Raw genomic sequence first — 20,925 nt, forward strand, 5'->3', positions numbered from 1 at the left:
CGCCGCCCCCCGCCCCCCCCCCCCCGGCCCCCCCGCCCCCCCACGGCGGTGGCGTTACGGCGCCGGGGCGTAGCCGGCCGGGCGGGTGGTGAAGGTGCCGCGGCCCTGGGTGCGGCCGCGGAGGCGGGTCGCGTAGCCGAAGAGTTCGGCCAGCGGGACCGTCGCCGTCACCACCGACGTACCGCCGCGGACCTCGGAGTCGGTGACCCGGCCCCGGCGGGCCGCGAGGTCGCCGAGGACCGTGCCGACGGAGTCGGCGGGCACGGTGACCGTCACTTCCGCCACCGGTTCGAGCAGCGTCAGCACGCTCGACCGCAGCGCCTCGCGGAGCGCGAAGCGGCCGGCGGCGCGGAACGCCAGCTCGGACGAGTCCTTCGGGTGGGTCGCCCCGTCGGTCAGCGTGACGCGGACGCCCGTCACCGGGTGGCCGCCGAGCGGGCCGTCGGCGAGCGCGTCCCGGCAGCCGGCCTCGACCGCGCGGACGTACTCCTGCGGGACCCGCCCGCCCGTCACCGCGGACGCGAACACGAACTCCTCCTCCCCGAAGGCCCCGTCCAGCGGCTGGACGTCCATGACGACGTGGGCGAACTGGCCCGCGCCGCCGTCCTGTTTGACGTGCCGGTAGAGCAGCCCCGTCACTCCCTTCGTCACCGTCTCGCGGTAGGCGACCTGCGGGCGGCCGGCCGTGACCTCCAGGCCGCGTTCGCGCCGCAGCTTCTCCACCGCGACCTCCAGGTGCAGTTCGCCGAGGCCCGACAGCACGGTCTGGCCCGTCTCCGGGTCGGTCCGCACCACCAGCGACGGGTCCTCCTCGGCGAGCCGGGCGAGGGCCGTCGCCAGCCGGCCGGTGTCGGTGGACCGGCGCGCCTCCACGGCCACCGAGACCACCGGGGCGGCGGGCACCGGCGGTTCGAGGACGACCGGCGCCTCCGGGGCGCACAGCGTCGCCCCGGCGCGGACGGTCTTCGGACCGACCACGGCGACGATCTCCCCGGCGAAGCCGGCGGGCACGTCGACCGTCCGGTCGGCCTGCACGAGCAGCACGCGGGAGATCCGCTCGGTCCGGCCGGTGGCCGTGTCGAGCACGGTGGAGCCCTGACGGAGAGTGCCCGCGTAGACGCGGACGTACGTCATCCGGCCGGTCGGCGCCGCGCTCACCTTGAACGCGAGCGCCACGAGCGGCGCCTCCGGATCGGCCGCCCGATCGCCCCCGCCGACCGGAGGCCGGTCGGCCGGGGCGGGCAGATAGGCGACGACCGCGTCGAGGAGCGGTTCCACCCCACGGTCGCGGTACGCCGCACCGCACAGCACCACCACGGCGGTGCCCTCCAGGGTCAGCTCCCGCAGGGCCCGGACCAGCGTCCCCTCCGCCAGCGAGCCCGTCACGCAGAACTCGTCCAGGGCGTCGGGGTGCAGCTCCGCCACCGCTTCCTCCAGCAGGCGCCGGCGGCGTACCGCCTCGTCGCGCAGGCCCGCCGGGACGTCCGTCTCGGCCCGAACGCCGTCCTCCCACACGTACGCCCGCATGCGGACCAGGTCCACGACGCCCCGGAAGCCGTCCTCGCGGCCGAGGGGCAGCTGGACGGGGAGCGGGACGGTGCCGAGGCGGTCCCGGATCGAGGCGACGGCCGCGTCCAGATCGGCGCCCGCCCGGTCCATCTTGTTGACGAACGCGATCCGGGGGACCCCGTACCGGTCGGCCTGCCGCCACACCGACTCGCTCTGCGGCTCGACGCCCGCGACCGCGTCGAAGACGGCCACGGCGCCGTCGAGGACGCGGAGCGCGCGCTCGACCTCGTCGGAGAAGTCGACGTGTCCTGGCGTGTCGATGAGGGTGAGCCGGTGGCCGGCCCAGGTGCAGGTGACGGCGGCGGCGGAGATCGTGATGCCCCGCTCCCGCTCCTGCGGGTCGAAGTCGGTGACGGTGGTGCCCTCGTGGACCTCGCCCCGCTTGTGGACGGCGCCGGTCAGGAAGAGGATCCGCTCGGTCACGGTCGTCTTGCCGGCGTCGACGTGGGCGAGGATGCCGAGGTTGCGGACCCGGGGGTTCGGGAGGTAGCGCACGGTGGTGTGCCTTTCGCTGCTGCTGCGTGGAGCGGAACAGGGCAGCGCGATTCCCGGACGCGGGAAGGCGTCGGCGGGCCTGCGATGACGGGCGCGCAGCCGTCACCGGCAGGCGGAAGAGGCGAGGATCACGTCGTACCGGCGGGCGCGGGGGAGGACGGCGACGGCGTACTGGTGACGCATGGTCGGCTCCCCTCGGGTCGGTCGAACGGCTCGCTGCGGCGCGCCGGTCCGGCGCGCCGTGACGGGAGTGTAGGGAGCCCGGGGCGGCGCGCGACAGCGGTTTTCCCGCGCCGGCGCGCGTGGCCGTATCTCGTCTGTCCAGGAAGCGCCGCCGCGTGCTTAATGGGCGCACACTGGCACACCTGTACGAGACGCACGCGCGAGGAGACGGGGGACTCTCTCATGGACACGACGAACGGGCCCGGTACACCGCCCGCACCGCCCGGGCCGCCGCCCGGCTCCGGCGGCACGCCCGGCGCTCCGCCGGCGGATCCGCCGACCCGGCGGCCCCTGCTCGAACAGCCCCGGCCGGCGAAGCTGCGCCCCCGTTCGGTCGACCTCCGGGTGGGCGAGGGCGTGCTGTGGATCGGCGCGGCGGCGCTCCCGCTGCGGCACGTGACCTCGGTCGAGGTGTCCCGGGTCAAGCCCGACGCCGTGCTGCGGTGGCTGCTCGTCGTCGGCCTGGTCGCGCTCGGGGTGAGCGCCGTCCAGAGCGGCGACCTGGCCGGCGGGGACGCGCTTCCGCTGCTCGTCGTCGTCCTGTCCGTCCTGGCCTTCTTCGCGCTGAAGGACGTGTTCGCACCGGCCCGGCCGGTGCTGGTCGTCCAGACGGCCGCGGGGTCCACGGCCGTCGTGACCCTGCCCGGCTTCGACGAACCGCGGCAGATCGCCGACCGGGTCGTGCAGGCGATCGACGATCCGTCGGCGAGCTTCACGGTCGTGGTGCAGCGGGTCGGCTCCCAGGGGAACGGGGACCGGCACGCCCCCGTCGTCCGCGTCAAGGGCGGCAGGGGCGGCTCCGGGCTCACGTACCGGTAGGCGCCCCGGCCGGCTGGAGGAGGTCCCAGCGGTTGCCGTACAGGTCCTCGAAGACGGCGACGGAGCCGTACGGCTCGTGGCGGGGCTCCTCCAGGAACTTCACCCCGGCGGCCGTCATCCGCTCGTGGTCGCGGGCGAAGTCGTCGGTGTGCAGGAAGAAGGCGACCCGGCCGCCCGACTGGTTGCCGACGGCGGCCTCCTCGTCGTCGTTCCTGGCGCGGGCGAGCAGCAGACCCGCGTTCCCGATCCCGCCGAAGCCGCCCGCGCCGCGCGGGCGGACGACGACCCAGCGGGTGCCGCCGCCCCGGTCGGTGTCCTCGACGAGGTCGAAGCCGAGGGCGTCGGTGTAGAAGGCGATGGCCTCGTCGTAATCACGGACGACGAGCGTGACGAGTGCGATGGACGGCATCACCCCAACGTAATGCGCGAACCGGACGGAACCCACCCGCGCGGACCCGCGTCGCCGCCGCCCCGACCCTCGACGCGGCGAGGGTCGGCACGAGGGTCGGGGGAGGGACGGAGGCGGGTCCGGACAGGGCGGGACGGGGGTCCGCGCGAGGGGTGCCGGGCGGGCCCGCGGTGCGAGAATGCCACCCATGGACGCACAGGGGTTCGACCGGCTCGTCGAGCGGGCGCGAGGGCTCGCCCGGGGCGGGGGGCGCCGCGTGCTGGGCCTCGCCGGGCCGCCCGGGGCCGGGAAGTCCACACTCGCCGAACGGCTCGTCGCGCGGCTCGACGGGCTCGCCGTGCTCGTGCCCATGGACGGCTTCCACCTCGCGGGCGCCGAGCTGGAGCGGCTCGGACGCGCCGGGCGCAAGGGCGCGCCCGACACCTTCGACGCCGCCGGGTACGCGGCCCTCCTCGCCCGGCTGCGGACCCCCGAGACCGGCACCGTCGTCTACGCGCCCGCCTTCGACCGCGCCCTGGAGGAGCCGGTCGCCGGATCGATCGCCGTCCCGCCCGGGATCCCGCTCGTCGTCACCGAGGGCAACTACCTCCTCCACCGGAGCGGCGCCTGGGCGGCGGTCCGGCCCCTCCTCGACGAGGTCTGGTACCTCGACCTGCCCGACGCCGTCCGCGTCCCCCGGCTCGTCGCCCGCCACGTCCGCTTCGGCAAGGCCGGACCCGAGGCCGAGGCGTGGGTGGCCCGCTCCGACGAGGCCAACGCCCGGCTGGTCGCGGAGGGCCGCCGGCGCGCCGACCTCGTCGTCCCGATGGACTGACGCACTCCGGCGGACCGGGGTAGGGGGGAACCTGACGGCCCGTCCCGGCCGTCCGTCACCATGTACCTGACGACAGGGGGAACGGGTGACGGAGATTCTGTACGGCGAGCGGTCGCGGAACCCGCTGGCCAGGACGGTCGAACTGACCGAGGCCGGGATCCGCAGGGGCGGCCGGCTCACGCCGCTCGGCGAGCTGAACCTGGCCGCGATGGCGGAGGCGTACCAGCGCGGGCAGTGGCTCGGCGGCGGCGGGTCCGAGCGCCCGCTCGAACGGCTGGAGGAAGGCGCCGGCGTCGTCCCGCTGACGCGGGTCTCCGGCACCAGCACACCGCTCAAGGTGCGCCGGACCGCCGACTTCGCGCGCGAGCTGGGACGGCTCGCCGTCCGGCTGAGCGGCGGACCCGAGCGGGTCGCCGAGCTGGGGCGGCGGGCCGCCGCCGAGGGCGTGCCGCTCTGGCTGGCCCGGCGGACCGCGCCCGGGCCCGCCGGGGACGTGACCGTCGCCGTCGACCGGCGCCTGGTCCGGGTGGACGTCTGGGGCCCGCACGCCCCCGTCGTACGGATCCGGGCACCCTTCGGCTTCCACCCCGACGAGGCCCACCCCTCCCGCGGCCTCACGCTCACCGTCGGCGACACCCTGGCCGAGCTGCGCCTGGAGCGGCGCAAACTCCGCAAGTCCAAGAGCTTCGTGCAGGCCGAAGTCGGCGGACAGCGCTGGGAGCTGCGACGGTACGGCGCCACCAGCTCGTGGCTGCTCCGCGACGACCGGCGGGTCGCCCTCCTCGCCCGGCCCGCGCGCCGGCGCTCCTCCGACCGCCCCGACGGACCGCTGCTGCCGCTCGGCCCGGTCGGCCACGAGACCTCCGACCCGCTGGACGCGGTCATGGCGCACGCCTTCGCCGCCGCGTTCGGCCTCGGCGACACCACCGGCCTCGCCCGCTTCCCCGCCCAGTGGCGCCCGAGCGAGGGCTTCGAGCCCGCCGCCGTGGACACCGACTGGCTCCGCCCCTGGTTCAGCAACCTCGGCACCAGCAGCGCCGACAACGAACCCGGCGGCGGCGACGGCTGGGGCTCGGACGGCGGCGACGCGGGCGACTCCGGCGGGAGCGACGGCGGGAGCGACGGCGGTGGCGGCGGCGACGGCGGTGGCGGCGGGGGCGGCGACTGACCGCCTGACCGGCGGGGCCGCCGACCGGTCCGGCGGCCCGCGTGCCCCCAGCCCCCCGAGTAGGGTGACCGCCATGAACGCCACCGGGTGGGAGGAGCGGGTCGCCGCCCTCTGGGACAAGATCGACACGTACGGGCCCGAGGAGTTCCGGGCCCGGATCGGGGACCTCGCCGCCGAACGGGACGACGACGCCGTCGCCCTCTTCGAGCGGGGCGCCGCGCACGACTCCACCGGCATGCCCGTCGAGGCCGTCACCCTCTACGAGCGGGCGCTCGGCCTCGGCCTGACCGGGCTGCGCCGCCGCCGGGCCGTCATCCAGCTCGCGAGCAGTCTGCGGAACCTCGGCCGCCCCGACCGGAGCGTGGAACTGCTCACCGTCGAGCGGGACCTGCCCGCCGAGCGGCTCGACGCGGACGAGCGGGCGCTCGGCCCGGCCGTGGACGCCTTCCTCGCCCTCGCGCTCGCCGACACCGGCCGCGACCGGGAGGCCGCCGCGCTCGCCCTCGGCGCCCTCGCCCCGCTGCTGCCCCGCTACAACCGCTCCCTCGCCCACTACGCCCGCGCCCTGCTCACCGCCCCCGACGGCTCCTGACGGCTCCTGACCCCGACTTCGGCGGGCGGCCGGTGCGGGCCGGGGCCCACTCGCTAGGCTGAACGCAACGGCGACGGAAGGCGGGCTGACGTGGGGTGGCTGCGCAGGAGACCCAGGCGGGACGGCGAGGACGCGCCGAGGGATCCGGAGTTCGCCTACTTCTCCGAGCGCGAGGCCGCGCTCTTCCGGGCCACCGTCCGCGAGGCGTTCGCCGAGCTCGGCCTGGAGGTCACCGTCTACGCGTCGTCCGTCCAGGACGACAAGCAGCGCCGCTTCGGCCTCGGCAACCTCGCCGCCGTCTGCCACCGGGACCGGCGCGGCCCCCGCGTCTGGCCCGACCTGATCCGCCGTCACGTCACCCTCGTGGTGCGGACCCTGGACGGCCCCTCCGCCCTCGACACGCTGCCGCCCGAGCAGATCCGCGCCCAGCTCTACCCCCGGGTCGTCAACGGCGAAGGCATCGACCCCGGCGCCTTCGGCTACGCCCGGACGCTCGCCCCCGGCCTGTACGAGGTGCTGGCGCTCGACCTGCCGGAGAGCGTCATGATGCTCACCGACGACGCCCTCGACCGGATCGGCGACCCCGCCCAGCTGCGCGCCCGCGCCCTGAAGAACCTGCGCGGACTGCCCGTCGAGGAGCACGAGACCGTCCGCGACGCCGACGGCATGTCCTTCGAGGTCGTCGTCGGCGACTCCTTCTACACCGCCAGCCGGGTCCTCGACCTCGACGCCCTGGCGCAGCGGGTCACCGGACTGCCGCTCGGCGAGCACGGCGCCCTCGTCGCGGTGCCCTTCCGGCACCAGATCGCCTTCCACCCCATCCGGGACACCTCGATCATCCCGGCGCTCGGCGCGATGGCCTCCTTCGCCGCCTCCGAGTACGAGGACACGCCGGGCGCCATCAGCCCCTACGTCTTCTGGTGGCGGGACGGCACGCTCACCCAGCTCAGCGAGCACGACGAGGAGCGCGGCGAGCTGCGGATCGTCGTCGGCGACGACTTCCAGGACCTGCTCGAACGGCTGATCGCCCAGGGCCCGGGCCCGGGGCCTGGGCTGCTCTGAGCGGTCGCGGCGGCCGGGCCCGGCGGGGAGGATGCTGGAGGACGCCCGCCCGCCGCCGCGAAGGAGAACCCATGACGGCCGCACACTCCGACGACACCCCCACCCCCTTCACCGCCGACGACTACCGGGCCCGGATGGACCGGGCGGCCGCCTCCGCCGCCGACGCCGGGCTCGCCGGGGTGCTCGTCGCCCCCGGCCCCGACCTGGTCTACCTCACCGGCTACCAGCCGACCGCGATCACCGAACGGCTCACCGTCCTCGTCATCGCCCCCGGCCAGGACCCCGTCCTCGTCGTCCCCACCCTGGAGGCCCCCGACGCGGAGAAGGCCGTCGGCGCGCCCGCGCTGACCCTCCGCGACTGGACCGACGGCAAGGACCCGTACGCCGTCACCGCCCCGCTGCTGGACGTCGACGGCAGGTTCGGCGTCAGCGACAACGCCTGGGCCATGCACCTCCTCGGCCTCCAGCAGGCCCTGCCGTCCACCTCGTACGTCTCCCTCACCGAGGCCCTGCCGATGCTGCGGGCCGTGAAGGACGCGCACGAACTGGCCCGGATCGCCGCCGCCGGGGCCGCCGCCGACCGGGCGTACGGGGAGATCCTCAAGGTGCGGTTCGCGGGCCGCCGCGAGACCGAGGTCGCCGCCGACCTCGCCCGGCTGCTCCTGGAGTTCGGCCACTCCCAGGTCGACTTCACCGTCGTCGGCTCCGGGCCCAACGGCGCCAACCCGCACCACGAGGCCGGCGAGCGGGTCATCGAGCGCGGCGACACGGTCGTCCTCGACTTCGGCGGGCTCAAGCACGGCTACGGCTCCGACACCACCCGCACCGTCCACGTCGGCGAACCCACCGACGAGGAGCGCCGGGTCCACGACCTCGTCCGCGAGGCCCAGCAGGCCGGCTTCGAGGCCGTGCGGTCCGGCATCGCCTGCCAGGACGTCGACCGCGCCGCCCGCAAGGTCATCACCGACGCCGGGTACGGCGAGTACTTCATCCACCGCACCGGCCACGGCATCGGCGTCACCACCCACGAACCGCCCTACATGATCGAGGGCGAGGAGCGGCCCGTCGTCCCCGGCATGTGCTTCTCCATCGAACCCGGCGTCTACCTGCCGGGCCGCTTCGGCGTCCGCATCGAGGACATCGTCACCCTCACCGAGGACGGCACCGGACACCGCTTCAACACCACCCCGCACGAGATGGCCCTCGTCGAGTAGCGGACCGCCCGGCGGGCCTCACCCGTCGGCGAGCACCACCGCCGACTCGCCGCCGAGGCGCAGCAGCCCGGCCCGGGCGGGCGCCTCGGTCGGCTCCCAGGCGGCGAGGACCCGGTCCCGGCCGTTGGAGCCCAGCGGGATCGCGACCGGCTCCTCGCCCAGGTTGACCGCCACCCGGACGTCACCGCGCCGGAAGACCAGCCAGCGGGCCTCCTCGTCGAAGGCGACCTTCACCCCGCCCAGGTCCGGGTCGGTCAGGTCGGGCAGCGTGCGGCGCAGCGCGATCAGCTCGCGGTGCCAGGCGAGGAGCCGCCGGTGCGGGTCCCGCTCGCGCTCCGTCCGGTCGAGGACCGAGCGGTCCCGGGTCGCCGGGTCCTGCGGATCGGGCACCTCGGCCTCGTCCCAGCCGTGCGCCGCGAACTCCCGCCGCCTGCCCCGCCGTACGGCCTCCGCCAGCTCCGGATCGGTGTGGTCGGTGAAGTACTGCCAGGGGGTGCGGGCGCCCCACTCCTCGCCCATGAACAGCATCGGCACCGACGGGCCGGTGAGCACCAGCGTCGCCGCGCAGGCCAGCAGGCCGGGGGAGAGGGAGGCCGAAAGGCGGTCCCCCAGCGCCCGGTTGCCGATCTGGTCGTGGGTCTGCGCATAGCCCAGGAAGCGGTGGGCGGGGGTGCGCTCCCGGTCGACCGGGCGGCCGTGGTGCCGGGCACGGAAGGAGGAGTACGTGCCGTCGTGGAAGAAGACCCGGGTGAGGGTCTTGGCCAGCGCGGCCATCGGGGCGCGCGCGAAGTCGGCGTAGTAGCCCTGGGACTCACCGGTCAGCGCGCAGTGCAGGGCGTGGTGGAAGTCGTCGTTCCACTGGGCGTGCAGGCCGAGGCCGCCGAGGGTGCGCGGGGTGGTGGTGCGCGGGTCGGCGAGGTCGGACTCGGCGATCAGGAAGTGCTGGCGGCCCTGCTCCTTCGCCAACTCGTCGACGGCCGCCGACAGTTCCTCCAGGAAGGTGAGGGCGCGGTCGTCGGCGAGGGCGTGCACCGCGTCGAGCCGCAGCCCGTCGATCCGGTAGTCCCGCAGCCAGGCGAGCGCGCTGCCCAGGAAGTACGCCCGCACCTCGTCCGAGCCCGGCGCGTCCAGGTTCACCGCCGCGCCCCACGGCGTGTGGTGGGTCTCGGTGAAGTACGGCCCGTAGACCGGGAGGTAATTGCCGGACGGGCCCAGGTGGTTGTGGACCACGTCGAGGACGACGCCCATGCCCAGGCCGTGCGCCGTGTCGGTGAACCGCTTCAGCGCCTCGGGCCCGCCGTACGGCTCGTGCACCGCCCACGGCGCCACCCCGTCGTACCCCCAGCCACGCACCCCGGGGAACGGGCAGAGCGGCATCAGCTCCACATGGGTGATGCCGAGCCCGGCCAGCTCCCCGAGCCGGGCCGCGGCGGCGTCGAGGGTGCCCGCCGGGGTGAAGGTGCCGACGTGCAGCTCGTACAGGACCGCGCCGCGCAGCCGCAGCCGGGGCGGCTCGTGGCGCCAGGCGTAGCCCGCGTGGTCGACGACGGCACTGAGCCCGTCCGGCCCGTCCGGCAGCCTGCGGCCGCGCGGATCGGGTCGGACGGGCCCGCCGTCGACGCGGAAGCCGTACCGGTCGCCGTCGGCGGCCGGCACGGTGCCGGTCCACCAGCCGTCCCTCAGGGGGTCGCGGTCGAGGGGGTGCCCGGCGCCGTTCAGCTCCAGGGTCACCCGGTCGCGGGCGTGCGGCGCCCAGACCTCGAAGAGCACGGCGGATCTCCTCGCAGACGTCGGTACGTACGGCTGGCTACGTCGGTCCCATCCTGGCAGTCAGGACGGCGACGCGCCCGGTGCGTCCCACACGTAGTCGATCTGACGCTGGAAGTTCACGTACCCGGCGCGGGCGAACGCCGCCGCCATCGGCACGTTCCCCAGGTCGGTCGCGGCCCGCACCCGCGGCATGCCCGCGTCGGCGAGGATCCGGGTGCCCTCGGCGAGGATCTCGTCGATGTAGCCGTGGCCCCGGTGGGCGGGCAGCACCCCGATGTAGGCGATGATCGGGTTGTAGTTGTTGCGGGCGGGGATCACGAAGCCGACCGGCTCGCCCGTGCCCGGCAGTTCCGCCACCTGCCACCACTCGCGTGGCGAGGCGTAGTGCGGGAACTCGTCGTCGTAGTGGCGCTCGGCTGCCTCCCGGAGGGACAGCCCCTCGCCCAGGTCGGCCTGGCCGTGCGCGTCGAGCGTGCCCTCCATCACCGGCGTCATCAGCGCCAGCAGGTCCTCCCGGTCCCGCACCGGGCGGAACGCGAGCCGGCCGGTGCGCTCGGCCACCGGCGTCCCGGGCAGCCACTCCAGGCGCAGCCGCTCGACCAGCGGCCGGCCCCCGGTCTCCGCGAGGAGGGAGAGCAGCAGCTCCACCCGGTCGCGGGTCTCCGGGACCTCCCGCCAGTCGGCGGGCAGATAGCGGTTGAACTCCGGCGGCACGGTGCCGGCCGGCACGACGGCGGCCATCGCGGTGCGCAGCAGCCGGCGGCCCACCTCCGCCGCCTCCCCGGCCGGCAGCTCCGGGTCGAGGTCGAAGAAGTCGAGGGCGAGCGGTTCGCCGCCGTCCTTGTTGGTCCACCAGGCGATCCGGCCGAGCAGCCGGCCGCCGCGGAGGGCCACCCAGAGCCACTCGGGGCGGCGGCGGCCGGTGCCGAGGTCGTCGGCGAGTTCGTGGTCGAGCGTGTAGGTGAGGCCGAGGAACAGGTCCAGCTCCTCGGACCCGGCGAGCGGGCGGACGACGAGGTCGTCGGTCATACGGTGGTTCCCCCAGGGGTCTGTGCGAGCGAGCCCGCAGACCGTAGCAGCGATCTTGAGAAGGCGGCGCGGGGTTTTGTGCCGGAGCCGGTACGTCCCCGGGACGGGCCGCTTCTGGACAGTCCGGCCCGGGCGCGCGGACAATCACGGTGTGACGACCCCTTACGAGCCTCCGGCGCACTCCCCCCGGCTGACCGACGCCGAGCGGGACCGCGCGCTGGTGCTGCTCCGGGAGGGCGCGGCGCAGGGGCGCCTCTCGCACGACACCTTCCTCTTCCGGATGGAGCGGGCCCTGCAGGCCCGCCGCCCCGACGAACTGGACGTGCTCACCGCCGACCTGCGCGGCGAGAGCGGCTGGAGCCGGCGGGTGATCGGCGCCGTCGAGGCCGTCTCGGGCTTCACCGCCCGGCTCCGTCGCGCCTGGCACGCCGAGCGGCTGCCGAAGCTGCTGCTGCCGCAGCCGGGGCCGTACCCGCTGCGGATCGGCCGCGACCCGGTGAACGGGCTGCGGCTGAGCCACGAGACGGCGTCCCGGCTGCACGCCGAGCTCTCCCTCCAGGGCGGGCTCTGGGTGCTGCGCGACCTCGGCTCCACCAACGGCACCACCGTCAACGGCCGCCGGGTCGTCGGTGCCGTCGTGGTGCGGGCCGGCGACGTCGTCGGCTTCGGCGAGATGAGCTTCCGGCTCTCCGTCGACTGACCCGCTCCGCAGCCTGACCCGCTCCGCAGCCTGACCCGCTCAGCACCCTGACCCGCTCCGCGCCCTGCCCCCTCCGCGCCGACCAGCGAGGTCAGAGCGGTCTTCCCTCACCCGTTCGGCGGTATGTGACGGGCGGTGCGGGGGGCGTGGTGGTGGGCTGGGGGGACGCGCGCCACGACTCCGGCCGCGGTCCGTCACCGCCGGACGAGCCGTACGCGCCGATCGAGCCGATCGGGCCGTACGAGCTGGCCGGGGCCGAACGACAGGGGGCGCGATGCGCGACGAGCCGAACCGTGACACCGGAGGCCGGACGGGCGAGGGGCCCTGGGAGCGGGTGCCCGTCATGGCGCCCGCCGGACGGCCCGCCGGGCCCGGCCGGGTGCGGCCCCTGGCCGACCCGACCGCGCCGCCCGGCGGGCGGACCGTCGCCCCGAGCCCGCTGGACCCCGGCGCCGCCCTCGATCCGGACCCCGTGCACCGCAGGCTGCGCGAGGAGTTCCCGCTCACGTACGACCCGCTGCTGCGGGCCTGGGTCCTCAGCCGGTACGCGGACGTGGCCGCCGCCCTCACCGACCCGCGCTTCACCCACGGGCACCGGCCCGGCGACCCGGCCTGCGCCCGGGCCCACACCGACGTGGACCTCGGCGAGCTGCGGTCCGTGGCGGAACGCACCGCCTTCGTGCTCGCCCGCCGGATCGCCGGACGCGAACGGGCCGACCTGGTCGCCGACTTCTGCCACTGGCTGCCGGCCGGGACCGTCGCCGCCGCCGTCGGCGTGCCCTACCGGGACATGATGCGGCTGGTGCGGGGCCGGGCCGCGACGGCGCTCGCCGGGGAGTGCGGCGGACAGATCGCGGTCCGGGAGAAGGCGCTGGCCTCCTTCCTCGGCAACGTCCTCGCCGACCCCGACCAGGTCGCCGCCCTGCGGGACGCCCCGACGGGCCTGGTGGCGCGGGCGTGGGCGGAGTCGCTGCGCCGCGACCCGCCGGTGCAGATCGCCGTCCGGCGCACCCGCGAGGACGTGCGGGTCAGCGGCGGGGTCCTGCCGGGCGGCTCCTCGGTCGCGCTGCTCATCGGCGCCGCCGGACGGGACCCCGAGCGGTTCCGCGAGCCGGACCGCTTCGACCCGCTCCGCGACGACCCGCACCAGCTCACCTACGGGCCCGGGTTCTGCCCGGCGGTCGTCCTGGCCGGTCTGGAGGCGGAGTACGCGGTCCGCGCGCTCTTCCAGGCGATGCCCCGGCTGCGGCTCGCCGACGGCTTCCGCCCGGCGCCGACCGGCCTCATCACCCGGGCCCCGCGCACTCTGGTGGTCCTGCCGAACGGCTGATTCTTCGCGGTGCCGCCCCGCTGCTAGGGTGACGTGCGCTCGTCAAACGAGCCCCTTCCGCACGCACGACTTCCAACGGGGAACGATCAAGTGAAGCTTCGTCATGCCCGCGCGATCGCCGTCTTCGGCATCGCCGTCTTCGCCCTCACCGGTGCCCGCGGTTCGAACGGCGCCAGCTGCGGCGGCAGCAGCGGTTCGAGCTCCAGCTCCAGCTCCGGCGGCGGCAGCCACGACAACGACGGTTCGAGCAGCAGCTCCGGCGGCTCCGTCCCCGGCGGCGGCAGCAGCGCCGACAAGGCGGCCCGCGACGTCACCATCGACAAGTGCGCCTACGACCCGGCGACGAAGAACCTGACCGCCAAGATCACGGTGAAGAACGACGGCGCGCTCGACTACGACTACTCCGTCACCATGAAGTTCACCGGCACCGGCGCGACCTCCGCGACCGCGATCAAGACGGGCATCGCCGTCGCCGCGGGCGCCTCCGCGACCGCCGAGCTGACCACCCCGTACCCGGGCACCGGCGACGGCTCCGAGTACACCAAGTGCGAGGTCTCGCGCGCCAGCCGCCTCTGACGGACCCGGCGGTGAGGACGGGTGGTGCGGGACCTTCGGGGTCCCGCGCCACCCGTCGCCGTCAGCCGCGCCGTCGGTAGGCGTCGCTCTGGTTCGGCGGCGCGTTGTGCATCGCCCACGAGTTGTACGAGACCCGGTCCTGGGACGCCTGGATCCGGGCCTGCTCCTCGATGCGCAGCCCCTCCGCGTTCTCCGTCCCGGACCTGCCCCGGCGCAGCAGCACCACGAGCAGCACCACGATGAGGCCCCCCAGGCCCCCGAACAGCATCCACATGGCCATCGCGTTCCCCCCTTGTCCTCGTACTGATCAGTATGCGTTCAGGGCGCGATCCGCGCGAGGAGGGCGACCGGGCGGTCCGCGAAGAGTTCCGCCAGCTTCAGCTCGCTCTCCGGGCCGCCGGTGAACTCCCGTACCCCGTCGAGGACATCGGCCCACCGGCCGGCCGGCAGCACCAGCTCCGTGTCCCGCCAGCCGCCCGCCTCCGCGAGCCGCAGCGAGAGCCGGGTCACCGCGGTGACCACCTCCCCCGAGCGGGCGAAGGCCAGACAGTGCGCGGCGGCCGGACCCTCGGCGGCCAGCGGCAGATACGTCCCGCCGGGGCCGAACGCCGCCGGACGCTCCCGGCGCAGCCGCAGCGCGGCCCGGACCAGCGCCGTCCGCCCGTCGTCCGGACCCGGCGCGAACGGGGCCCGGTTGTCCGGGTCGACCAGCGCCCGGTACTCCCGCTCGGTGTTCTGGTACAGCTCCGGCACGCCCGGCATGGTCAGCTGCACCAGCGCCGCGCCGTCCGCGTGCGCCCGGACGTGCGGCTCCAGCGCGAACGCGGCCTCGGACGCCGTCCGCAGCGGCACGCGGCCCGGCCCGGCCGCGACGAACTCGGCCACCGCCCGCTCGTACGCCGGGTCCTGCTCGGTCCAGGAGGTCCGCAGCCCCTCCTCCCGCACCGTCTTGAGCAGCGCGGGCCCGATCCGCTCCGGATCCGGGGTGCCGAAGCCGAAGGCGGTCTGCCAGGCCGTCCAGGCGAGGTGCGGGTCCGGCGCCGGGATCCCGGCGACCTCGGCGAGCAACCCGGCCCACACCTCCGGACACTGGGCGAGGACGGCGATCGCCGCCCGCACGTCCGCGCTGCGCTTGGTGTCGTGGGTGGTGAGGACCGTGCCGCCGGCCGGCCAGTCGCGGGACAGCCGGGCGCAGGCGGCGTGGAACTCCGCGACGCCGACGGCGGGCCGGCCCGGATCGCCGCCGACCTCGTTGGCCGAGAGCAGCGGCGCGTACCGGTAGAAGGCGGTGTCCTCGGTGGACTTGGCCCGCAGCGCCGAGGACGTCTGGGCGAACCGGGCCCGGAACGCCCGGTGTCCGGGGGAGTCGCCGTGGGTGCCGAGGAGCAGCCCCCGGACGGTGTCCACGGCCGCGGCCTCCTCCGGCACCGCGAACGCGGCCCGCGCGCCCCGCGCCGCCTCGGGGGTCAGCACCCGCTCGAGACCGGTCCGGTAGAAGCGGTAGACCGGCACGCGGACGAGGAGTTCCTCGATCGCGGTGCGCAGGGTCCAGGGCGCGTGGTCCTGGAGCGCCGGATCGGCGGCGCACAGCCGGGCCGCGGCCCGGGTCAGGACGGCCGTCTCGGCCGCCAGGTCGTGCCGCACCACCTCGTACGCGGCGCGCCGGGCGGTCGCCTCCCACTCCCCGCCCCGGTCGGCCGAGCGGCCGGCGAACTCCCGGTAGAGCCGCGTGAGTTCGGCGGCGCCCTCGGGGTCGGTGAGGACGCCGTCGACCAGCCGCAGGGCGTCGTAGCCGGTGGTCCCGGCGACCGGCCAGGCGTCCGGCAGGGTCTCCGGACCGGTGAGGATCTTCTCGACCACCGTCCAGCACCGGCCGCCGGTCGCCTCCGCCAGCCGCTCCAAGTAGCCCTGCGGATCGGCGAGTCCGTCCGGGTGGTCGATGCGCAGCCCCTCGATCACCCCGTCGGCGACCAGCTCCAGGATCTTCGCGTGGCTCGCCGCGAACACCTCGGGGTCCTCCACCCGCACCCCGATCAGGTCCGAGACGGTGAAGAAGCGCCGGTAGCCCAGCTCGGTGCGGGCCAGCCGCCACCAGCCGAGCCGGTACCACTGCGCGGCGAGCAGCTCGTCCAGCGGCAGGCCCTCGGTGCCCTCGCGGAGCGGGAACTCCTGCCCGTCCAGGCGGAGCACGCCGTCCTCGACCCGCAGCCGGTCCCGCACCTCCGACAGCCGGGCGGGCAGCACCGGGAGCAGCAGCCGGTCGCCGTCGCCGGCCGACCGGTCGAGGTCGAACCAGCGGGCGTACGGGGAGTCCGGGCCGTGCCGCAGGACGTCCCGCAGCGCGTGGTTGTGGCGCGGGGAGGCCGCCATGTGGTTCGGCACCAGGTCCACCACCAGGCCGAGGCCGTGGGCGCGGGCGGCGGCGGCGAGCGAGCGCAGCCCCGCCTCGCCGCCCAGCTCCGCCCGCACCGACCGGTGGTCGGTGACGTCGTACCCGTGGGCCGAGCCGGGCACCGCCTCCAGGACGGGGGAGAGGTGCAGGTGCGAGACGCCGAGGCCGGCGAGTTGCGGCACGGCCCGCTCGGCGGCGGCGAACGGGAACGCGGGCTGGAGCTGGAGCCGGTAGGTGGCGGTGGGCACGACGGCGGGCGCGTGGCGGTGGGACGTCATGCGAACGTACGTACCCCGTACGGAAGCTTCCGTGTCATCACCCGATGCACCCGTTCGGGTGCATCGCGCTAGTTTCGGCCGATGTCCCCAGCCACCGCCGGAGGTGCCCCCACCGGATGTACCGCGCCACCCTCTCCTTGCTCGGTCCCGCCCTCCCGGTCCTGTCCTTCCTCGGCCGGCTGCCGACCGCGATGTGCCAGCTCGGCAGCGTGCTGCTGGTCGCGGAGACCAGCGGCTCGCTCGCCACCGCGGGCCTCGCCGGCGGCGCCCTGGCCGCCGGGCAGACCGTCGCGGGCCCCCTGCTCGGCCGGCTCGCGGACCGGCGCGGCCAGCGCGGACCCGTCCTCGCCGCCTCCCTCGCCAATGCCGTCGCGGTCGCCGCCCTGGTCCTCGCCGCCGTCGCCCGCACGCCCACCGGCCTCCTCGTGCCGCTGGCCCTGCTCGCCGGGGCGACCGTCCCGCAGATCGGGCCGCTCGCCCGGACCCGCTCGGTGGCGCTCGCCCGCCGGGCCGGCGCCGACGACCGGACCGTCGGCGCGGTCCTCTCCTTCGAGGGCACCCTCGACGAGGTGTCGTTCGTCCTCGGCCCGGCGCTCGTCGGCCTCGCCGCCGCCCTCGCCCACCCGGGCACCGCCCTGCTCGGCGCGGCCCTGCTGCTCGCCCTCTGCGGCGCCGGCTTCGCCCTCCACCCCAGCGCCCGCGCCACCGCGCCGGAACCCGAGGCGACCGCCACCCGCACGGGCGCCGCCGAACGGACGCGGCTGCCCGGCTCCGCGTACGCCCTCCGGGTGACGATGGCCCTCCAGGGCGCCATGTTCGGCGCCTCCCAGGCCGGGATCACCGCCCTCACCGCCGGCCTCGGCGCCCCCGCCCAGGCCGGGCTCGTCTACGCGGCGATGGGCGTGATGAGCGCCGCCGTCGGCCTCTCGCTCGCCGCCCTGCCCGCCCGGATCGGCCTCACCCTCCGCTGGCGGACCGCGACCGCCGGACTCGTCCTGCTCTCCCTCCCGCTGCTCGCCGTCGACTCGCTCCCCGGCCTGTACGCGGTGGTGACCGTGCTCGGCGCCGCCTACGCCCCGCACCTCATCACGGTCTTCGCGCTGACCGAGCGGACCGTCCCGGCCGGCCGGCTCGCCGAGTCCATGGCCTACCTGACCAGCGGGATCGTCGGCGGCCAGGCGCTCGCCCTGGCGCTCTCCGGCCGGCTCGCCGAACAGCACGGCGCCCCCGCCGCCTTCGCGGTGGCGGTGGGGGCGGCCGTCGCCTGCGCGGCGCTCTCCTGGACGGTGCGGACCGGACGGACCGGACGGCCGGGGGCGCCGAGCGAACCGGTCAGGCCGGCCGGCGCAGCACCGTCAGACTCAGCGGCGCGAGGGTGACCCGCTCGCCCGCCACGATCTCCGGCCCCTCCCGCGGCGGCATCCCCTCCGGATCGGAGGTGTCCACCACCGTCCGCCAGCACCGCCCGTGGCTGTCCGGCACCGCGAACTCCAGCTCCTGCGCCGAGGCGTTGAACATCAGCAGGAAGGAGTCGTCGGCGATCCGCTCGCCCTGCGTCCCCGGCTCGGAGATCGCGTTGCCGTTGAGGAAGACGGTCAGCGCCCGGGCGTGCGCCGCCTGCCAGTCGCGGGCCGTCATCTCCTCGCCCTCCGGCGTGAACCAGGCGATGTCGGTCAGCTCGTCGTGGGTGCCCTCCACCGGCCGGCCGTGGAAGAAGCGGCGCCGCCGGAAGACCGGGTGCTCGCGGCGCAGCCGCACCATCGCCCGGGTGAAGCGCAGCAGCGTCGCCTCCGCCTCGCTGTTCTCCTTCGGCCACCGCACCCAGGAGATCTCGCTGTCCTGGCAGTAGGCGTTGTTGTTGCCGCCCTGGCTGCGCCCGAACTCGTCGCCGTGGCTGAGCATCGGCACGCCCTGCGACAGCATCAGCGTCGCCAGGAAGTTGCGCATCTGCCGGGCCCGCAGCTCGATGATCCCGACGTCGTCGGTCTCGCCCTCCTGCCCGCAGTTCCAGGACCGGTTGTGGCTCTCGCCGTCCCGGTTGCCCTCGCCGTTGGCCTCGTTGTGCTTCTCGTTGTACGACACCAGGTCCCGCAGCGTGAAACCGTCGTGGCAGGTCACGAAGTTGACCGAGGCGAGCGGGCGCCGCCCGTCGTCCTGGTACAGGTCGGAGGAGCCGGTCAGCCGGGAGGCGAACTCGGCCAGCGTGCGCGGCTCGCCCCGCCACAGGTCCCGCACGCAGTCCCGGTACTTGCCGTTCCACTCGGTCCACAGCGGCGGGAAGTTGCCCACCTGGTAGCCGCCCTCGCCGACGTCCCACGGCTCCGCGATCAGCTTCACCTGGCTCACCACCGGGTCCTGCTGCACCAGGTCGAAGAACGACGACAGCCGGTCCACCTCGTGGAACTGGCGGGCCAGGGTGGCCGCCAGGTCGAAGCGGAAGCCGTCCACGTGCATCTCGGTCACCCAGTACCGCAGGCTGTCCATGATCAGCTGGAGCACGTGCGGCGACCGCATGAGCAGCGAGTTCCCGGTGCCGGTGGTGTCCGTGTAGTACCGGGGGTCGTCGGCGAGGCGGTAGTACGAGGGGTTGTCCAGGCCGCGGAAGGAGAGCGTCGGGCCCAGGTGGTTGCCCTCGGCCGTGTGGTTGTAGACGACGTCGAGGATGACCTCGATGCCGGCCTGGTGCAGCGCCCGCACCGCCGACTTGAACTCCAGCACCTGCTGGCCGCGGTCGCCCCAGGAGGCGTAGGCGTTGTGCGGGGCGAAGAAGCCGATCGTGTTGTAGCCCCAGTAGTTCGAGAGGCCCGCGTCGGCCAGCCGGTGGTCGTGCACGAACTGGTGCACCGGCATCAGTTCCAGCGCGGTCACGCCGAGTTCCTTCAGATGCCCGATCACCGACGGATGCGCGAGGCCCGCGTAGGTGCCGCGCAGCTCCTCCGGAAGGTCCGGGTGGAGCATCGTCAGGCCCTTCACATGGGCCTCGTAGATCACCGTGTGGTGGTACTCGGTGCGCGGCCGCCGGTCGTCGCCCCAGTCGAAGTACGGGTTCACCACCACCGAGGTCATCGTCCGCCCGGCCGAGTCCAGGTCGTTGCGCGCGTCGGGCCGCCCGAAGGGGTACCCGTACACCGCCTCGCCCCAGTCGACCGAGCCCGACATCGCCCGCGCGTACGGGTCGAGCAGGAGCTTCGCCGGATTGCAGCGCAGGCCGCGCTCCGGCGCGTACGGCCCGTGCACCCGGAAGCCGTACCGCTGCCCGGGCATCACGCCCGGCAGGTACGCGTGCCGGACGAAGGCGTCCGTCTCGCGCAGTTCGACGGACGTCTCCGCGCCGTCGTCGTCGATGAGACACAGCTCCACGCGGTGCGCCGCCTCCGAGAAGACCGCGAAGTTGGTGCCCGCTCCGTCATAGGTGGCGCCCAGGGGGTACGCCTGTCCCGGCCAGACCTGCATGGATACGAATCTTCCTCTTCTGTCCGGGTTCATGCGTGCTCTTCGGCCAGATCCTGCCCGAAAGACGCGCAACCTCCCGGGATTTCGCCCCGTCCTACCGGGTGACCGCAGACCGAGCGGGGGATAGAGGGGGAAATGTGTACGAAATAGTGCGCCGCCACCTGGGGAAGGTGGTGGCCGGAGCGGCCATGGCGGTGACGGGGACCGCCGCCGCGGTCGCGATCACCCTGCCGGGCACGGCGGGGGCGGACGACGGCCCCGCCGGGCGCGCCGCCCCCGGCGGGACGCCCGGCGCGTCCCGCACCGCGGGCGGGGCGGACGCCCCGCAGGGCACCGACGGCGCCGCCGGCGCGGAGGGGACGGGCGGCCGGGGGGCCGCAGCGCTCGCTCCCGCCACCGTCGCCCCGGCCGCCGCCGAGGGCGACCGCGGCACCGGCACCGATCCGCTCACCGACGCCGAACTGGACCGGGCCAGGACCCTCGCGCTCGCCCCCGCCGACACCGCCGCCCGGCAGGACGTCGACGGCGACCGCGGCCGCCCGCAGCACCTCGGCACCGAACTCGCCGACCCGGTCCCCGGCCGCGAGGGCGCCCGCCGCGCCCAGGTCCGCCTCTACGACTACGCCCGCGACGAACTCCTCACCCGGACCGTCGACCTGACCACCGGCAAGGTCGAGACCACCGCCACCCGGCGCGGCGTCCAGCCCTCCGCCCACCCCGAGGAACTGCGCGAGGCCCTCGGCCTCATCCTCGCGAGCCCCCTCGGCAAGGGCGTCAGGGAGGACTACCGGGACGCCACCGGGAACGAACTCAAGAGCCCCGACCAGCTCTGGTTCAACGGCGACGTCTACCGCACCCACCGGGAGAAGAACGTCCCCGAGGCGCTGTCCCGCTGCGGCGAGCACCGCTGCGTCCGGCTCGTCACCAAGGTCCGCAACGGCGCCTGGATCGACACCCGGAACCTGATCGTCGACCTCTCCGCGAGGAACGTCGTCCGCGTCGGCTGACCACCGCCGCCCGCCGTTCCCCTTCC

At 75.4% G+C, this 20,925-nt stretch carries 18 protein-coding genes; 11 read left to right on the forward strand and 7 right to left on the reverse strand.

Going from position 1 to position 20,925, the window contains the following annotated elements; genetic code table 11:
• Positions 1-54 precede the first annotated feature (54 nt).
• On the reverse strand, positions 55-2,064 hold the full coding sequence (gene fusA / locus ACFW1I_RS26555) for an elongation factor G (RefSeq protein ID WP_384674535.1): 2,010 nt from the start codon (positions 2,062-2,064) through the stop codon (positions 55-57).
• 405 nt (positions 2,065-2,469) lie between these two features.
• Here fusA and ACFW1I_RS26560 point away from each other — a divergent pair, with 405 nt between their 5' ends.
• A complete protein-coding gene (locus ACFW1I_RS26560; RefSeq protein WP_384674537.1) occupies positions 2,470-3,105 on the forward strand; it encodes a DUF6232 family protein in 636 nt (211 codons plus the stop codon).
• Here ACFW1I_RS26560 and ACFW1I_RS26565 read toward each other — a convergent pair.
• Complete coding sequence (locus ACFW1I_RS26565) at positions 3,092-3,514, reverse strand: VOC family protein (RefSeq protein ID WP_384674538.1); 423 nt, start codon at positions 3,512-3,514, stop codon at positions 3,092-3,094. The genes ACFW1I_RS26560 and ACFW1I_RS26565 overlap by 14 nt on opposite strands.
• Before the next feature lie 178 nt (positions 3,515-3,692).
• On the opposite strand from ACFW1I_RS26565, the gene ACFW1I_RS26570 reads away from it, so the two are divergent.
• The 5 genes from ACFW1I_RS26570 (at position 3,693) to ACFW1I_RS26590 (ending at position 8,364) form a co-directional block, all read left to right on the forward strand.
• Positions 3,693-4,328, forward strand: a complete 636-nt coding sequence (locus ACFW1I_RS26570) for a nucleoside/nucleotide kinase family protein (protein WP_384674540.1) — start codon at positions 3,693-3,695, stop codon at positions 4,326-4,328.
• Between the two features lie 85 nt (positions 4,329-4,413).
• Entirely contained in the window at positions 4,414-5,496 is a 1,083-nt protein-coding gene (locus ACFW1I_RS26575) for a hypothetical protein (RefSeq protein WP_384674542.1), read from the forward strand.
• 73 nt (positions 5,497-5,569) lie between these two features.
• Positions 5,570-6,088, forward strand: a complete 519-nt coding sequence (locus ACFW1I_RS26580) for a tetratricopeptide repeat protein (protein WP_384674544.1) — start codon at positions 5,570-5,572, stop codon at positions 6,086-6,088.
• A gap of 90 nt (positions 6,089-6,178) precedes the next feature.
• Positions 6,179-7,150: a hypothetical protein gene (locus ACFW1I_RS26585; RefSeq protein ID WP_384674546.1), complete on the forward strand. Its 972-nt coding sequence runs from the start codon at positions 6,179-6,181 to the stop codon at positions 7,148-7,150.
• 71 nt (positions 7,151-7,221) lie between these two features.
• Positions 7,222-8,364 (forward strand): aminopeptidase P family protein, encoded by a 1,143-nt coding sequence (locus tag ACFW1I_RS26590; protein WP_384674548.1) that lies wholly within the window; start codon positions 7,222-7,224, stop codon positions 8,362-8,364.
• A gap of 18 nt (positions 8,365-8,382) precedes the next feature.
• On the opposite strand, the gene treZ is transcribed toward ACFW1I_RS26590, so the two are convergent.
• Both treZ and ACFW1I_RS26600 read right to left on the reverse strand, forming a co-directional pair.
• A complete protein-coding gene (gene treZ / locus ACFW1I_RS26595; RefSeq protein WP_384674550.1) occupies positions 8,383-10,134 on the reverse strand; it encodes a malto-oligosyltrehalose trehalohydrolase in 1,752 nt (583 codons plus the stop codon).
• A 60-nt stretch (positions 10,135-10,194) separates the two neighbouring features.
• A complete protein-coding gene (locus ACFW1I_RS26600) occupies positions 10,195-11,163 on the reverse strand; it encodes a GNAT family N-acetyltransferase (protein WP_384674552.1) in 969 nt (322 codons plus the stop codon).
• Positions 11,164-11,314: 151 nt separating this feature from the next.
• Between ACFW1I_RS26600 and ACFW1I_RS26605 the strand changes: the two genes are divergently transcribed.
• From ACFW1I_RS26605 to ACFW1I_RS26615, 3 genes are all read left to right on the forward strand, one after another.
• Positions 11,315-11,863 (forward strand): FHA domain-containing protein, encoded by a 549-nt coding sequence (locus tag ACFW1I_RS26605; RefSeq protein ID WP_384674554.1) that lies wholly within the window; start codon positions 11,315-11,317, stop codon positions 11,861-11,863.
• Positions 11,864-12,137: 274 nt separating this feature from the next.
• Complete coding sequence (locus ACFW1I_RS26610) at positions 12,138-13,193, forward strand: cytochrome P450 (protein WP_384674556.1); 1,056 nt, start codon at positions 12,138-12,140, stop codon at positions 13,191-13,193.
• Positions 13,194-13,283: 90 nt separating this feature from the next.
• Complete coding sequence (locus ACFW1I_RS26615) at positions 13,284-13,769, forward strand: hypothetical protein (RefSeq protein WP_384674558.1); 486 nt, start codon at positions 13,284-13,286, stop codon at positions 13,767-13,769.
• A 61-nt stretch (positions 13,770-13,830) separates the two neighbouring features.
• Here ACFW1I_RS26615 and ACFW1I_RS26620 read toward each other — a convergent pair whose 3' ends face one another.
• Together ACFW1I_RS26620 and treY are read right to left on the reverse strand one after the other, a co-directional pair.
• On the reverse strand, positions 13,831-14,049 hold the full coding sequence (locus ACFW1I_RS26620; RefSeq protein WP_384674560.1) for a hypothetical protein: 219 nt from the start codon (positions 14,047-14,049) through the stop codon (positions 13,831-13,833).
• Positions 14,050-14,087: 38 nt separating this feature from the next.
• Positions 14,088-16,439, reverse strand: coding sequence for a malto-oligosyltrehalose synthase (gene treY, locus ACFW1I_RS26625; protein ID WP_384674562.1), 2,352 nt, complete (start codon positions 16,437-16,439; stop codon positions 14,088-14,090).
• A gap of 116 nt (positions 16,440-16,555) precedes the next feature.
• Between treY and ACFW1I_RS26630 the strand changes: the two genes are divergently transcribed.
• Positions 16,556-17,818, forward strand: coding sequence for an MFS transporter (locus tag ACFW1I_RS26630; RefSeq protein WP_384674564.1), 1,263 nt, complete (start codon positions 16,556-16,558; stop codon positions 17,816-17,818).
• On the opposite strand, the gene glgX is transcribed toward ACFW1I_RS26630, so the two are convergent.
• Positions 17,772-19,892 carry a glycogen debranching protein GlgX gene (glgX, locus tag ACFW1I_RS26635; RefSeq protein WP_384674566.1) on the reverse strand — a complete coding sequence of 707 codons (2,121 nt, stop codon included), beginning with the start codon at positions 19,890-19,892 and terminating at the stop codon, positions 17,772-17,774. The genes ACFW1I_RS26630 and glgX overlap by 47 nt on opposite strands.
• A gap of 137 nt (positions 19,893-20,029) precedes the next feature.
• On the opposite strand from glgX, the gene ACFW1I_RS26640 reads away from it, so the two are divergent.
• Entirely contained in the window at positions 20,030-20,899 is an 870-nt protein-coding gene (locus ACFW1I_RS26640; RefSeq protein WP_384674568.1) for a Tat pathway signal sequence domain protein, read from the forward strand.
• The last annotated feature ends 26 nt before the right edge of the window (positions 20,900-20,925 follow it).

Origin of the sequence: Streptomyces sp. NPDC058955 (assembly GCF_042741435.1) — a bacterium.
Taxonomy (GTDB): domain Bacteria; phylum Actinomycetota; class Actinomycetes; order Streptomycetales; family Streptomycetaceae; genus Streptomyces.

Excerpts from the sequence above, each read along its gene's own strand:
- ACFW1I_RS26560 (WP_384674537.1), top strand. The coding sequence starts at position 2,470 with ATGGACACGACGAACGGGCCCGGTACACCGCCCGCACCGCCCGGGCCG.
- ACFW1I_RS26565 (WP_384674538.1), bottom strand. The coding sequence starts at position 3,514 with ATGCCGTCCATCGCACTCGTCACGCTCGTCGTCCGTGATTACGACGAG.
- ACFW1I_RS26570 (WP_384674540.1), top strand. The coding sequence starts at position 3,693 with ATGCCACCCATGGACGCACAGGGGTTCGACCGGCTCGTCGAGCGGGCG.
- ACFW1I_RS26580 (WP_384674544.1), top strand. The coding sequence starts at position 5,570 with ATGAACGCCACCGGGTGGGAGGAGCGGGTCGCCGCCCTCTGGGACAAG.
- ACFW1I_RS26590 (WP_384674548.1), top strand. The coding sequence starts at position 7,222 with ATGACGGCCGCACACTCCGACGACACCCCCACCCCCTTCACCGCCGAC.
- ACFW1I_RS26600 (WP_384674552.1), bottom strand. The coding sequence starts at position 11,163 with ATGACCGACGACCTCGTCGTCCGCCCGCTCGCCGGGTCCGAGGAGCTG.
- ACFW1I_RS26610 (WP_384674556.1), top strand. The coding sequence starts at position 12,138 with ATGCGCGACGAGCCGAACCGTGACACCGGAGGCCGGACGGGCGAGGGG.
- ACFW1I_RS26620 (WP_384674560.1), bottom strand. The coding sequence starts at position 14,049 with ATGGCCATGTGGATGCTGTTCGGGGGCCTGGGGGGCCTCATCGTGGTG.
- treY (WP_384674562.1), bottom strand. The coding sequence starts at position 16,439 with ATGACGTCCCACCGCCACGCGCCCGCCGTCGTGCCCACCGCCACCTAC.
- ACFW1I_RS26630 (WP_384674564.1), top strand. The coding sequence starts at position 16,556 with ATGTACCGCGCCACCCTCTCCTTGCTCGGTCCCGCCCTCCCGGTCCTG.
- glgX (WP_384674566.1), bottom strand. The coding sequence starts at position 19,892 with ATGCAGGTCTGGCCGGGACAGGCGTACCCCCTGGGCGCCACCTATGAC.